At 39.2% G+C, this 14,072-nt stretch carries 10 protein-coding genes and 1 pseudogene; 9 read left to right on the top strand and 2 right to left on the bottom strand.

Features of this window, described 5'->3' with window-relative positions:
* Positions 1 to 75: 75 nt before the first annotated feature.
* The 3 genes from H8700_RS01590 to glgB all read left to right on the top strand — a co-directional run bounded on the left by H8700_RS01590 (position 76) and on the right by glgB (position 4,118).
* Positions 76 to 927, top strand: coding sequence for an anti-phage protein ZorA-like protein (locus H8700_RS01590; protein WP_249302569.1), 852 nt, complete (start codon positions 76 to 78; stop codon positions 925 to 927).
* 30 nt (positions 928 to 957) lie between these two features.
* The gene (locus tag H8700_RS01585; RefSeq protein ID WP_249302565.1) at positions 958 to 1,686 is read left to right on the top strand and encodes an OmpA family protein; all 729 of its coding nucleotides are present in this window, start codon (positions 958 to 960) and stop codon (positions 1,684 to 1,686) included.
* Between the two features lie 203 nt (positions 1,687 to 1,889).
* Positions 1,890 to 4,118, top strand: a complete 2,229-nt coding sequence (glgB, locus tag H8700_RS01580; protein WP_249302563.1) for a 1,4-alpha-glucan branching protein GlgB — start codon at positions 1,890 to 1,892, stop codon at positions 4,116 to 4,118.
* A 187-nt stretch (positions 4,119 to 4,305) separates the two neighbouring features.
* Here glgB and H8700_RS01575 read toward each other — a convergent pair whose 3' ends face one another.
* Positions 4,306 to 5,949 carry a glycoside hydrolase family 25 protein gene (locus H8700_RS01575; RefSeq protein ID WP_249302561.1) on the bottom strand — a complete coding sequence of 548 codons (1,644 nt, stop codon included), beginning with the start codon at positions 5,947 to 5,949 and terminating at the stop codon, positions 4,306 to 4,308.
* Between the two features lie 472 nt (positions 5,950 to 6,421).
* Here H8700_RS01575 and H8700_RS01570 point away from each other — a divergent pair, with 472 nt between their 5' ends.
* The 6 genes from H8700_RS01570 (at position 6,422) to metG (ending at position 13,397) form a co-directional block, all read left to right on the top strand.
* Entirely contained in the window at positions 6,422 to 6,790 is a 369-nt protein-coding gene (locus tag H8700_RS01570) for a CidA/LrgA family protein (RefSeq protein WP_249302558.1), read from the top strand.
* An 88-nt stretch (positions 6,791 to 6,878) separates the two neighbouring features.
* Positions 6,879 to 7,571: an LrgB family protein gene (locus H8700_RS01565; protein ID WP_022142509.1), complete on the top strand. Its 693-nt coding sequence runs from the start codon at positions 6,879 to 6,881 to the stop codon at positions 7,569 to 7,571.
* Between the two features lie 83 nt (positions 7,572 to 7,654).
* A complete protein-coding gene (locus H8700_RS01560) occupies positions 7,655 to 8,305 on the top strand; it encodes an HAD family hydrolase (RefSeq protein ID WP_249302556.1) in 651 nt (216 codons plus the stop codon).
* 108 nt (positions 8,306 to 8,413) lie between these two features.
* Positions 8,414 to 9,904 carry a putative DNA modification/repair radical SAM protein gene (locus H8700_RS01555; RefSeq protein ID WP_249302554.1) on the top strand — a complete coding sequence of 497 codons (1,491 nt, stop codon included), beginning with the start codon at positions 8,414 to 8,416 and terminating at the stop codon, positions 9,902 to 9,904.
* Between the two features lie 82 nt (positions 9,905 to 9,986).
* Positions 9,987 to 10,769, top strand: a complete 783-nt coding sequence (locus H8700_RS01550) for a TIGR03915 family putative DNA repair protein (protein ID WP_022142512.1) — start codon at positions 9,987 to 9,989, stop codon at positions 10,767 to 10,769.
* A 627-nt stretch (positions 10,770 to 11,396) separates the two neighbouring features.
* Positions 11,397 to 13,397: a methionine--tRNA ligase gene (gene metG / locus H8700_RS01545; RefSeq protein ID WP_249302550.1), complete on the top strand. Its 2,001-nt coding sequence runs from the start codon at positions 11,397 to 11,399 to the stop codon at positions 13,395 to 13,397.
* A 154-nt stretch (positions 13,398 to 13,551) separates the two neighbouring features.
* Here the strand turns inward: metG and H8700_RS01540 are convergent.
* A pseudogene (locus tag H8700_RS01540) lies at positions 13,552 to 13,965 on the bottom strand (manganese catalase family protein); the annotation flags it as partial.
* Positions 13,966 to 14,072 lie beyond the last annotated feature (107 nt).

Below are 14,072 nucleotides of genomic sequence, written 5' to 3'. Positions count from 1 at the left end.
CAGATCATGGTGTTAAGTGGTCTGAATTTCCCTGACACCCTAATCTTAAAAAGTAAAAACAAAAAGGAGAAACGAATGAAAACAAGTAATAGTGAAAGAATACTACTGCCATTGTATTTTGTTATGGTAGGTGTAGCAGTATGTTTGAACTTTTTTAGCGGTGCTAAGCCGGACATGGCAAATCTGGTCGTTAATATCAGTATGTTTATCATTATCGGTGCCGTGATCCTTTGGGCCAATACACAGTGCTTTATGCCGGTCAATAAAATGATCAAAAGCATGAAATATGCCGTAGAGACTATGGAGATTGATTTTAATAAAAGCGGAGCATATCTTTGGGAACAATACAAGGATGAGACAAATTTTTTTCATAATAAAGCATTAAACCACAAATTTAATGAATACCGGGTAGAACGAAAACGTTTGAATATGCTTTCTGCATATGGATCAACCTGTGATCTGGCGGATTATATCAATGAAGATTATTTTGATGCGGTGATCAAAAAAGGAATTTTAAGTATTATACCGGGTGTTATGACAGGTCTTGGTATTCTTGGTACTTTTATCGGACTTTCAATCGGTCTGCAAAATTTCAATACCGGAAGTGCAGCAGAGATCACAAATAGTATCGCACCTTTGATGGATGGTATTAAGATCGCATTTCATACATCTATCTATGGTATGGTTTTTTCACTGATTTTTAACTTTGTATATAAAAAGAATTTGGAAGATGCATATAACGCAGTAGAATATTTTCTAAATGCTTATCATAAATATGTACTGCCGGATATGGCAAATGATCAGATCGGAATGCTTTTGAAGTTTCAGGAACACCAGATGCAGGAGATGGAAAAGCTTTTGGATTCTTTTGGAGACAGTCTGGCGCAAAAGATTGCCAATGCAATGAAAAATCCGTATGGAAGATAGTTCGAAATGAGTATAAGAAACGAGGGAAAAATGCGTAATAAACATAAGCGGGAAGAAGAAGAGACAAGTTATTGGCTGTCGTATTCCGATATGATGGCGGCATTGCTTTTGATCTTTATATTGATTATTTCTTTTACAATCTTACAATCTACGTCCCAATATGAAGAAAAGCAGGCGGAGTTAGTGCAGCAGCAGGAAGTGATAAAAGAACAGCAGGAACAGTTAGATAAGCTGATCGGAATCCGTAAAGAGCTGATCGAAGCATTGAAAGAGGAATTCGACGGAACCGATATGAGTATCAATGTCGATGAAAAGACAGGTTCGATCGCATTGGATTCAAGCATTCTTTTTGATTCGGGACAGGCAGTGTTAAAGCAGTCGGGAGAAAGTCTTTTAAAGAAATTTATACCAAAATATATTGGTGTTTTGACAAATAAACAGTTTAAGGAGTATGTTTCGGAAATCATCATTGAAGGTCATACTGATTCGGAAGGTGATTATCTGTATAACTTAGAGCTTTCACAAAAGAGAGCATTGTCGGTGTCTTCTTATTGTCTGAATGCAAAGAGTGCGGTTTTATCAGAAAGTAAGATCAAAGGGGTACGTGATATGATCACGGCAAATGGAAAGTCTTTTAGCAATCCTGTATTGGATAAGGATGGAAAAGAAGATCGGAATGCATCGCGACGTGTAGAATTTTTATTCCGCTTAAAGGATGAAGATATGATCAATCAGATGAGCGATGTTCTTAGCGAATAGATCAGGGGGATATAAGCTTTCGTTGACTTCTAATGTGAATTATTTTATAATAAAAACACATGCAAAAGCAAAGCCATCTATACATGCAGTGTAGGTGGCTTTTTTATGGAATAGGAAGCTGCTCGTACAGTAGTGGAACACATAGCAAAGCGCTGGCTTTGCGCTTTTTATAACATAAGGAGATGTCGATAGGGGGAGGTTTTATGCAGGAAAAATTAGATCAATGGATTAATTGGGTAGAATATGATGAGCTGCTGGCAGGATGTCACAATGCACCTCATAATATTCTGGGATTACACAACTTTGGCAAAGGACAGGTCTTTACTGTATATCGTCCGGAAGCAAAGCAGATTTTTGTAACAAATGCTAAGGGAGAGCAGAAAGTTGAACTCGAAGAAGTTGGAGAAGGCAGTGGTTTCTTTGGGCTATATGTAGATGGAAAGAAATATAAGTCAGATTATCTGCTTCATATCTATTATGGAGAGAATGATGTGGTGGTCACAGCTGATCCATATGCATTTGAACCACAGATCAGTAGTGATGATCTGTATCTTTTCGCAGAAGGAAAGCATTATCAGATCTATGATAAGCTGGGTGCACATCCTATGACGATCAATGGTGTGAAGGGTACGTATTTTGCGGTCTGGGCACCTCATGCACGAGCAGTCAGTGTGGTTGGAAACTTTAATATGTGGGATGGACGACTTCATTTGATGCGTACATTGGAGGTGTCAGGAGTTTATGAGATATTTATTCCCGGAGTAGAACCGGGAGCTGTTTACAAATACCAGATTTTAACGCGAAAAGGCGATCTGCTGATGAAGTCGGATCCTTATGCAAATTGTGCAGAACTTCGTCCCAATAATGCTTCTGTAGTAGCTGATATAGAAGGTTATCATTGGAAAGACAACAAATGGATGAATGCCAGAGTCAAAGAGACAAGACAGTCTCTTCGTAAAAAGCCGATGGCTATTTATGAAATGCATTTAGGATCATGGAAAAAGAAAGATGACGGAACGGAAGATGGTTTCTATAACTATCGCGAACTTGCTCCGATGGTTGCAGACTATGTTCTGAAAATGGGCTATACGCATGTTGAGCTTATGGGAATTGCAGAGCATCCGTTTGATGGCTCGTGGGGATATCAGGTAACCGGATATTATGCTCCGACAAGACGTTACGGAGATCCAAAAGACTTTATGTACTTTGTGGATTATATGCATGAAAAGGGTATTTATGTGATCTTAGACTGGGTACCGGCACATTTTCCAAAGGATGAGCATGGACTTGGAAACTTTGATGGACAGCCATTGTATGAACATCCTGATAAAAGACGTGGTGAACATCCACACTGGGGCACATATATTTTTAATTATAACAAAAAAGAAGTCGAGAACTTCCTGCTTGCAAACGGACTTTTCTGGCTGAGAAAATTCCATGTGGACGGATTGCGTGTGGATGCCGTTGCTTCTATGCTTTATCTCGATTATGGAAAAGATGATGGAGAATGGCTGCCAAACGAAGATGGCGGCAATGAAAACTATGATGCGATCCATTTGTTCCATCATATGAACCGTGAATTTGAAAAGCAGGCTCCGGGAACCTTGATCATAGCGGAAGAATCTACCGCATGGGCGGGCGTGACTTCTCCGGTTGAGCTTGGCGGACTTGGCTTCCTGTTCAAATGGAATATGGGTTGGATGAATGATTTTCTTGAATATATGCATATGGATCCGTATTTTAGGGCAAATAACCATGGAAGACTGACTTTTAGTATGCAATATGCTTATAGTGAGAACTTTATTCAGGTTTTGTCACATGATGAGGTAGTGCATGGAAAAGGCTCTATGATCAATAAAATGCCGGGTGAAATCGATGATAAATTTGCAAATCTGCGTACTGCGTATGGCTTTATGTATGGTCATCCCGGCAAGAAGCTTCTCTTTATGGGACAGGAATTTGCCCAGTTTAGAGAGTGGAGTGAAAAGAGAAGTCTGGATTGGTTCCTTCTTGATGAAGAAAGAAACAAACAGATGCAGGATTTTGTACGCGAACTGAACCATTTATATGCAAAGTATGATGCATTGTATGTAAATGATTATGATACGATGGGGTTTGAATGGATGAGCTGTGAAAATGCACAGATGAGTACCGTCAGCTTTGTGAGACGTGGTTTAAGTGCAAAAGACCAGTTGCTTTTCATTTGTAACTTTACACCGGTAGAATATGATGCATATCGTACAGGTGTACCATGCAGAGGACGTTATGAGCTGCTTCTTTCATCAGATGAAGAACGCTTCGGTGGAACAGGCGTACGGAATAAGAAATTTGTCGAAGCAGACAAAGAAGAATGTGAAGGAAAAACATATTCTTTACAGATGAAGCTTCCACCATTGTCTGTCAATGTATATCGTTTTGACTATAAAAAATAAAAGCAGGGAATAAGAAGGAACTCTATACTATAAGAACAATAAAAACAGCCGGTTTGGCAATTCTTTCAAGCGTTTGTATGGCAGGAAAGAATGTAGTCAAACCGGCTGTTTTGTAGTCTGGTTATTTTGTGTGTTACAGTTAAGATGTGATGTGGAAATTGTTGCTGGAAAAGGTTCTGATTGCCGGCTAGTAAAGCCGTGTCTTTCCGGCGATATATCCTGTATATGTTTTACTGCCTTTTTTATATGTGACATGGTAAACTTTCTTAGAAGCTGTCACATAGGTTCTGGAAATACAGGTTATTTTTGCTTTCTTTGGAATAGTAGCAAGTTTTGTACCTTTCAGGCTTGGCTGTTTATATAATGCAGTTTTTTTGCGAATCGTACGCTTTTTATTCCGTGGCGTAGTAGAAGTTGTCAGGTAAGTTAAGCTGCCATAGAAATTAGCACCATTTACTGTTTTATATGGGCGGATATAATAATAATATTCCCGGTTGTATGTTAGTTTTTTATTAATCCATTTTGTTGTGGTATTCGCAGATATTGTTTTGACTTTCTTATAAGATTTAGCATTGTAGGTGTTTTTTCTAAATATTTGATAACCACAATTGTTGCTTCCTTTTTTCCATTTTAAGGTAATCTGGCGTGATGCGGATTTGCTTTTAAAGGAAGAGATCTTTGCAGGATTAATATTATATTGTCTGGTGACACTGCCTCTATAAGCACCGATACCTTTTGCGGTAACAGAAGCTTTACCGATCGCAGTATTGTTAGAATAGGTCAATTTGTAATCAGTACCCTGTAGCAATGTCTGCCCGTTGTAGCGAACTGTTACGGCAGGAGAGATGGCTTTTCCAGAGTAGGTCTGATTCGGAATAGACGAAATTGTAGCAGACGCAATGCTTGTACCGGTTGGTGCCGTACTTGTTAAAGAATCGGCAGCAGAATAGAAGAAGTTACAATCTACTTTACCGCTGATTCCGGAAATTGTACCGGAGCTGCTATATTGCCATTGCTGATAGGCACCGGTGTAGGTGGTTTTACTGTTATACTGCGCCAGCCAGATATTATAAGAACTTCCAAGAGAAGCACCATCAATACGAGTTGTCAGGTCGCTTTTGTTTGCATAGATGGCAGGCGTATATCCGGCTGCTGCGATCGTATCACAGAAAGCCTTTACCTGGTTGGTCGCCTGTGTCTTGCTAAGATTTGCTTTATAAGAACGGCCTTTGTTCGTACCCGGCTCAAAATCAATCGTAACAGGAAGTGTGATATTGTAATCTTTTATCTTTTCAATACAATAATTGGCTTCTGCAATTGCCTCATCTGTAGAGATTGCTTCTGTATAATAATAAACTCCAACCGGAATTCCGGCTGCGATTGCCTCTTGAATGTATTCATCGAATTTAACATCGGCACATAGGTTGCCGGTACTGCCGTAACCACGATAACCGACACGCAGGATCGCATAGTCAATGCCGGTTGCAGCAACTGCATTCCAGTCAATCGTACCATTATGATAAGAAACATCAATACCGTTAAAAATGTACATCCCATCAAATGCATCCGCATGTGTGTAAGTAGAGTTTGTCAATGGACTGACACTCTGGCTTGAACCTTTATAAGAAAAGGTATTTTTCTTAAAGGAATAGCTTTTCTGTGTATTTGTATTTTTTGTTGTATCGGTATCTTTTATAGTGTCGGTAGTTTCGGTACTGTCAGTACTGATAGCAGGTTGAGTCGCTACAGAAGCAGCAAAGGCAGTATGTTCTGAGATTACAGAGCAGACCATGCTGAGTACCAGGATAGATGTTAGTAATTTTTTTCTCATTATGTTCTCCATTCTTTTTGTATTTTCTTATGGGATTGAAAACTGTTCATAACAGTAGTAATGTATCAGCAAGAATTGCCAAAGCAATTCTTAGCGTGTAAAGCTCATTCTTCGCACTTTCTTATTTTACCATAAAATAAGGCAATTACATGTCTGAATATAAAAAAATTGATAAGTTTGGAAGATACAAAGCAATATCTGGGACAAGAGAATATTCAGATCCCGGTGTAGTATTTTCTGATTCAGCAAAAGGTTACAAGAGAATTGGTGCATAATTGTATTAAATTTGTACTATTTTTTTGAAAATAATGTGATACTATAGTATCTAGTATTTTTATGGAACAGAAAATACTTGTATAGAAGCAATATAATAACTTCGAAATCCAGATGCTTTGCATCTGACACACTTTGTGCTTAAAGATATAAAAGCATGCTGATGTTGCTTCTTATTTAGAAAGAAACGAGGAACAATATGAAATATGTAAGGCAATTTGTAATTATTATGTTATTTACTTTTTTAGGTGAAGTGTTAAAAGCATTACTTCCGTTTCCGGTGCCTGCCAGCATTTATGGATTGCTTGCACTTCTGATCGCACTTGAAACAAAGCTGCTTCCGTTAGCCTCTGTTCGGGATGTAGGCGAATTCTTTGTAGAGATCATGCCGCTCACTTTTATTCCGGCAGGTGTCGGTCTTTTAGAGTCATGGGGCGTAATGAAACCAATGCTTGGCAGTCTTGTGTTAACAGTCGTGGTATCTACGATACTGGTTATGGCAGTATCCGGTCTGGTAACGCAGGGGGTGATCGCACTTCGAAAAAGAAGAAATATGGATGAAGTTTAAAAGGTGTTTATAAAAGAGACACATCATGTCAAATTTGTATCATAAATCGAGTTAGTAAAAAGTTCAAAAACCGGGAGAGAAGAATTATATGAAAGATTTTATACAGGAATCAGTTTTTTTTGGAGTGTTTATCAGTTTGTGTACTTATGAGATCGGACTACTTTTGAAAAAGAAAGTAAATTTTCCGTTGTTTAATCCGTTATTGATCTCAATTGCAGCAACAATTGTTTTTTTGGTGGGGTTTGATATTGATTATGCAACTTATGAGGAAGGGGCTAAGTATCTTAGCTATTTCCTGACACCATCGACAGTTTGTCTTGCAATTCCTTTGCACCAGCAGTTTGAAAAATTAAAAAAGAACTGGGTCGCAATTTTATCAGGTATTTTGGCAGGATGTCTGACAAGTGCGATCTGTGTTTTCCTTTTTGCAGTCGTATTTTCTTATGAACATAAGGAATATGTTTCATTGCTTCCTAAATCTATCACAACAGCGATTGGAATGGGGGTTTCAGAAGAACTGAACGGTTATGTAACGATTTCGGTAGCGGTGATCGTAGTGACGGGAATTCTTGGTAATGTGATCGCTGAAATGATCTATAAGATCTTTCATATTACAGAACCGATTGCCAAAGGCGTTGCGTTAGGCACTTCGGCACATGCAATGGGAACAGCCAAAGCACTTGAAATTGGCGAAATAGAAGGTGCCATGAGTGGGTTATCTATTGCAGTTTCGGGTGTGATCACAGTTGTATTGGCACCGTTCTTTGCGACATTGATATAGATAAATGTACTCTCGGAAATCCGGCTGAAGGATTTGTTTTGAAAAATTACCGAGAGTATATATAAACAGAATGGAGGGATACTATGTATCAAAATGTAATTTTTGATCTGGATGGAACTTTGTTAAACACATTAGAAGATTTAAAGGATAGTACAAATTATGCACTGGCTCAGCATGGTTATCCAACCCATACTCTGGAAGAAGTGCGTTGCTTTGTAGGCAATGGAATACGTAAATTGATCGATCGGGCAGTGCCGGAGGGAACAAGTGTTGAGAAAACGGATAAAGTCTTTGCAACATTCCGTGAGTATTATGCAACACATTCGCGTGTAAAAACTTCTATGTATGAAGGAATGGAACAAGTGATGGATGCATTAAAAGAGCAGAATATCTCTATGGCGATCGTATCAAATAAAGCAGATGATGCCGTAAAAGATCTGGCAAAATATTATTTTGCAAAATATATTGATGTAGCAATAGGAGAGAGAGAGGGGATTAGCAGAAAACCCGCACCGGATTCTGTATATGAAGCAATGCGCTTGCTTGGAGCAACAAAGGAGAATACCGTGTATGTCGGAGACTCGGATGTGGATCGTGCGACGGCAAAAAATGCCGGAATTCCATGTATCTCCGTTACCTGGGGTTTTCGAAGTGAGGAGCTTCTTGTAAGTTTGGAACCCGAATATCTGATACATAAACCGGAAGAAATCCTTTCTGTTGTAACCGGAAAATGATCGTATTTTTATTTGAAAAAGAGGTTGACGAACGTTTGTTCATGTGATAGTATAGCATACAAACAAATGTTCGTCAACCTCTTTTTGCGTGCAGAAAGGAGACATGATATGGTTTTACAGGAAAAAGCCGGAATAAAAGAGAAGCTGGCAATCTTGGCAGATGCAGCAAAATATGATGTAGCATGTACATCCAGCGGTGTTTCCCGAAAAGGGGAAAAGGGAATGCTTGGGAGCTGTGAGGCAGCAGGAGTCTGTCATTCCTTTTCTGCGGATGGAAGATGTATTTCTCTTTTAAAGATATTGTATACAAATGAGTGTATTTATAATTGTAAATATTGTATTAACCGATGCACCAATGATGTGCCGCGTGCAACTTTCACACCGGAAGAAGTCTGTTCCTTAACGATGGAATTTTATCGTAGAAATTATATAGAAGGACTATTTTTAAGCTCCGGAATCGTTGAATCACCGGATTATACAATGGAGCGGATCTGTAAGACATTACATGATCTTCGAACAATCCATCGTTTTAATGGATATATTCATTGTAAAGCAATCCCCGGAGCATCACCTGAACTAATTGAAGAAGCAGGATGGTATGCTGATCGTATGAGCGTTAATCTGGAACTGCCGACTGCAAAAGGATTGCAAGAGTTAGCACCGAACAAGTCAAGAAGCACTATTTTAACACCGATGCGTCAGATTCAAAATGGTGTGGAAGAAAGCCGACTGGCTTTAGGGATGAAAGGAGGCAATCAAAGCGCATACTGGTATACGCAAAAAAGAATAGGAAGAGCTTTACCGGGAAGTCAGAATGGGCAGATAGGAAGCAGATTGCTTCATGGAACGAGCGGACAGGAAAAAGAAGTGACCAAGGAAGCAGACATTATACAGCCATCAAAGGCAACAGCTCTTACAAAATGGGAAAACAGGGATATCAGCAGAGGTTTTGTTCCGAGTGGACAAAGTACGCAGATGATCATAGGCGCTTCCGGTGAGAGTGATTATGAGATTATGGCAGTGACGGAAGCATTATACCGGAAGTTTGATCTCAAAAGAGTATTTTACTCTGCTTTTGTCAATGTCAATCAGGATGTTACACTTCCGGCATGGAATACACAGCCTCCGCTCAGACGGGAACACAGGCTATATCAGGCTGACTTTCTTCTTCGCTATTATGGGTTTCAGGCAAATGAATTATTATCAGAAAAGCGCCCGTTTTTTAATACATATTTAGATCCGAAATGTGACTGGGCATTAGGACATCTCGAAGAGTTTCCGGTAGAAATCAACAGTGCATCTTTTGATACGCTGTTGCGTGTTCCGGGAATTGGGGTGAAATCAGCAAGAAGAATTATTAAAGCAAGAAAGACCGGTAATCTGGATTTTGAAGCTTTAAAAGCGATTGGTGTTGTTATGAAACGTGCCGTCTATTTTATCACTTGTCAGGGGAAAATGATGTATTCTTTTTTGAAAATAGATGAAGACTATATTACACGCAATCTCATAGATAAAGAACCGGATGTCATGAAGGGATATGGTGAAAAAGTCACATACCGTCAGCTTTCATTTTTTTCTGATTCCGAAATGTCCGGTTAAGATATTCTTGGATTTTGAAATGCAGGGGTGAAATATTTTGAAAACTTGATATCCTGGTAAGCGTTATGGAAAGGAGGGGCTTATGGATAAGATGATCAGAGTATACCAATGTGAAGACACCGTAGATGGGATCTTAAGTGCGATATATGATGCCGGTATATCCGGTTATGGACATGAATATATTCGGATAGAACCACAAAGTCCGGGATATACTACGAATAGAACTCTTTTTTCGGAATACATCACTGTGCAGACAGATTCCGGTAAAAAAGACAGTGTGATCAAGGCTGTTCGGTCTAAGATATCATGGAAAGCATATGCTTTTATGATGAATGCATTAGCATCCGATTTTTCAGACAGAGGAGATGTTGTATACCGGTTTGTTGCATATGGTTTTACAATGGGAAAGCAGGTATGTGAAGCATTACAGCTTCCCTGTGTAAAGCGAATCTTTGCAATCAATCGTGCAGTACAAAACGAAGCACATTATTTTAATGAATTTTTGCGTTTTCAGGAAGTAGCCCAAGAACCTTCCTTGTTGCTTGGTGTGATCGAACCGCGCCACCATGTAATACCGAATTTGATGCAGCATTTTGGGGAACGTTTTATCAGTGAATGGTTTATCATCTATGACAAGACACATCAAGAGGCAGCTTTTCATCAGGCAGACGGATCGTGGGAGTTACGGCTTTTAACCGGACAGGAGGCAAAAAAGTTAGAAGAATTAACAGAAAAGCAGGAAGAATACGCAGATTTGTGGAAAACATTCTTTGATCATATCGCCATTGTGGAAAGAAAAAATCAGAAGCTGCAAACAAATATGCTGCCATTGCATTATCGTAAGTATATGACGGAGTTTCATTAAAGGCGTTTATAGGTATTACCGGTTAGAGGGGAAAATCTATTGACAAATAGCGGCAGGAAGCATAAAATAATGTAGATATTAGTAAAAAGCAATGAAAAGAAGAGTACATGATAAAAACTTTTACAGAGAACCCGGAGGCTGAGAAAGGGAATTGTATTTTATGATGGAAGATGGTCTTGGAGCCTCGTACCGACACAGGAATTGTTTATCAGGCAATGTTCTGATCGCAATAGTGATCAGAAGATAGTATATTATACGACAGATTATATTCTTGTTAGGCTGCGACGGGAGCACCCGTTATAGTGCCATACTGTAGATCAGATCTATTGCAGTATCAGAGCATTTTGTCGCGAGACAAATTGGAATTAAAGTGGTAACACGGGATATACTCGTCTTTAAGAACGTCAGGTTCTTAGAGGCGTTTTTTATTGCTGAGAAAGTTCAGCGATTAAAAGCATCTGCAGTTGTGGCTGGTGTGATCAGTAGTTTTTTATTGCTTAGAAAATTCAGCGATGAAAAGGTCTAAATTTTTTTGACAGATGGCTTACTGTTATGAAAATGGATTTTTGATATCTGAATTCTTAGAAAAATTGATCATAAGAAACAGAGCAGGAAAGGAAGGAAACTATGGCAGATAAGAAGAAATTTTATTTAACCACAGCGATTGCGTATACTTCAGGTAAACCGCATATTGGAAATACTTATGAGGTTGTTCTTGCAGACAGTATTGTTCGTTTCAAACGTCAGCAGGGATATGATGTACGTTTTCAGACAGGTACAGATGAACATGGTCAGAAGATCGAGTTGAAGGCACAGGAGGCAGGCGTTACTCCAAAACAGTTTGTTGATGATGTGTCCGGTCAGATCAAGACTATCTGGGATCTGATGAATACTTCATATGATAAATTCATTCGTACAACTGATCCGGATCACGAGAAACAGGTTCAGAAGATTTTTAAGAAGTTATATGATCAGGGCGATATTTACAAGGGATATTATGAAGGAATGTATTGTACACCTTGTGAATCATTCTTTACGGAATCGCAGTTAGTAGATGGCAAGTGTCCTGATTGTGGACGTGAATGTCAGCCGGCAAAAGAAGAAGCATATTTCCTTCGTTTAAGTAAATATGCAGATCGTCTGATCGAGCATATCAATACACATCCTGAGTTTATCCAGCCGGAATCACGTAAGAAAGAAATGATGAATAACTTTATCCTTCCGGGCTTACAGGATCTTTGTGTTTCACGTACTTCTTTCAAATGGGGTATTCCGGTAGATTTTGATCCGGATCATGTAGTTTATGTATGGATTGATGCGTTAAGCAACTACATTACCGGTCTTGGTTTTGATCTGGATGGAAATCATACAACAGATGAAAATGGAAGAAATCTTTATGAAGAATACTGGCCGGCAGATCTTCATCTGATCGGAAAAGATATTCTTCGTTTCCATACGATTTATTGGCCGATCATGCTGATGGCATTGGATCTTCCTTTACCAAAGCAGGTATTTGGTCATCCATGGCTGTTACAAAGTGATGGAAAAATGAGCAAATCAAAAGGTAATGTTATTTATGCGGATGATTTGGTTAATGTGTTTGGCGTAGATGCAGTCCGTTATTTCATGCTTCATGAGATGCCATTTGAAAGTGATGGCGTAGTAGGTTGGGAATTGATGGTTGAGCGTATGAACTCAGATCTTGCGAATGTCCTTGGTAACCTTGTAAACAGAACGATCTCCATGACAAATAAATATCTGGATGGCGTTGTAGAAGACAAGGATGTTGTAGAAGATGTGGATGCAAGCCTGAAAGAGAAAGTTCTTAGTACATCGAAAGCAGTTGAAGATAAGATGGATCATTTGCGTGTAGCAGATGCGATCACGGAAATTTTTACATTGTTCAAACGTTGTAACAAATATATTGATGAAACAGAGCCTTGGGTTCTTGGTAAAGATGAATCGAAAAAAGACAGACTTTCTACAGTTCTTTATAACCTTGTGGAAAGCATTACGATTGGTGCAAGTCTGTTAGAAGCATTTATGCCTGAGACAACAGAGAAGATTTTAGCACAGCTTAATACAACGAAGCGTCCATTGGATGAAATGGATACATTTGGAAAATATATTTCGGGAACAAAAGTAACCGATAAGCCGGAAATCCTTTTTATGCGTCTGGATCCGAAAGAAGTTCTTGCACAGGCAGAAGAGATTAAGAAGAAACAAATGGCAGAAGCAAAAGCAGAGTCAGGAGTAAATACGGATGAACAGGACGAGGAAAGCATTGATATAGAAGCAAAACCGGAGATTGAATTTGATGACTTTATGAAAATGCAATTTCAGGTCGGTGAGATTATTGCTTGTGAAGAAGTGAAGAAATCAAAGAAACTTCTCTGCTCGCAGGTTAAGATCGGAAGTGAAGTAAAACAGATCGTTTCCGGTATAAAAAAATACTATTCAGCAGAAGAGATGGTTGGCAAAAAAGTTATGGTTCTTGTGAACCTGAAACCTGCTAAACTTGCAGGTGTTCTTTCGGAAGGAATGCTTCTTTGTGCCGAAGATGCAGAAGGTAATCTTGCCCTTATGACACCGGAAAAAGCAATGCCGGCAGGAGCAGAGATCTGCTAATAGAATGCAAAACCCTGAAAATTGGGGATTGGAAAATGTAAAGCATGTAGTAGATAAAGAGCATAGAAGATTTAAGAAAGAGAGGGTAGTGCCGGGGCACTATCCTCTTTAATCTATATAAAATGCAATCTGTAAAGGTGATTACAGAGGCATGTCAGCAATGCTTCTTATCAATCTGTGCATTAAATGCATAGAAGTTTCTGGAATCCAGATCATCCTGAATACGACGTAAGCTTTCACCGAAACGCTGATAATGAACAATTTCACGTTCTCGTAAGAAACGGATAGGATCGCAGATTTCAGGATCCTTGATCATGCGTAAGATATTATCATAGGTGCTTCGGGCTTTTTGCTCAGCGGCCATATCTTCATGCAGATCGGTGATTGTGTCACCTTTGCATTGAAACTCACAGGCATTGAATGGAATACCGCCTGCCGCTTGAGGCCAGATTGCAAGGGTATGATCAACATAGTATTTATCAAAGCCCGATGACTTAATTTCTTCCGGTGTCAGGTTTCTGGTGAGCTGGCGGATGATTGTTGCAACAATTTCGAGATGAGCCAGTTCATACGCTCATTGATGATATAGGTGTAAGGGATTTTTAAAATTACAGATGCAAAGTGACTTCCAGATGGATCACAGGCTTGGCTTTGGAACTGTCACCTTTATCTTTA

This window comes from Jutongia hominis (genome assembly GCF_014384965.1).
Classification (GTDB): domain Bacteria; phylum Bacillota; class Clostridia; order Lachnospirales; family Lachnospiraceae; genus Butyribacter; species Butyribacter hominis.
The sequence above is the reverse complement of the archived record's forward strand: the minus strand, read 5'-3'. Positions and strand labels throughout refer to the sequence as shown.

Coding starts and splice junctions, on each gene's coding strand:
- H8700_RS01590 (WP_249302569.1), top strand. CDS start 76: ATGAAAACAAGTAATAGTGAAAGAATACTACTGCCATTGTATTTTGTT.
- H8700_RS01585 (WP_249302565.1), top strand. CDS start 958: ATGCGTAATAAACATAAGCGGGAAGAAGAAGAGACAAGTTATTGGCTG.
- glgB (WP_249302563.1), top strand. CDS start 1,890: ATGCAGGAAAAATTAGATCAATGGATTAATTGGGTAGAATATGATGAG.
- H8700_RS01575 (WP_249302561.1), bottom strand. CDS start 5,949: ATGAGAAAAAAATTACTAACATCTATCCTGGTACTCAGCATGGTCTGC.
- H8700_RS01570 (WP_249302558.1), top strand. CDS start 6,422: ATGAAATATGTAAGGCAATTTGTAATTATTATGTTATTTACTTTTTTA.
- H8700_RS01565 (WP_022142509.1), top strand. CDS start 6,879: ATGAAAGATTTTATACAGGAATCAGTTTTTTTTGGAGTGTTTATCAGT.
- H8700_RS01560 (WP_249302556.1), top strand. CDS start 7,655: ATGTATCAAAATGTAATTTTTGATCTGGATGGAACTTTGTTAAACACA.
- H8700_RS01555 (WP_249302554.1), top strand. CDS start 8,414: ATGGTTTTACAGGAAAAAGCCGGAATAAAAGAGAAGCTGGCAATCTTG.
- H8700_RS01550 (WP_022142512.1), top strand. CDS start 9,987: ATGGATAAGATGATCAGAGTATACCAATGTGAAGACACCGTAGATGGG.
- metG (WP_249302550.1), top strand. CDS start 11,397: ATGGCAGATAAGAAGAAATTTTATTTAACCACAGCGATTGCGTATACT.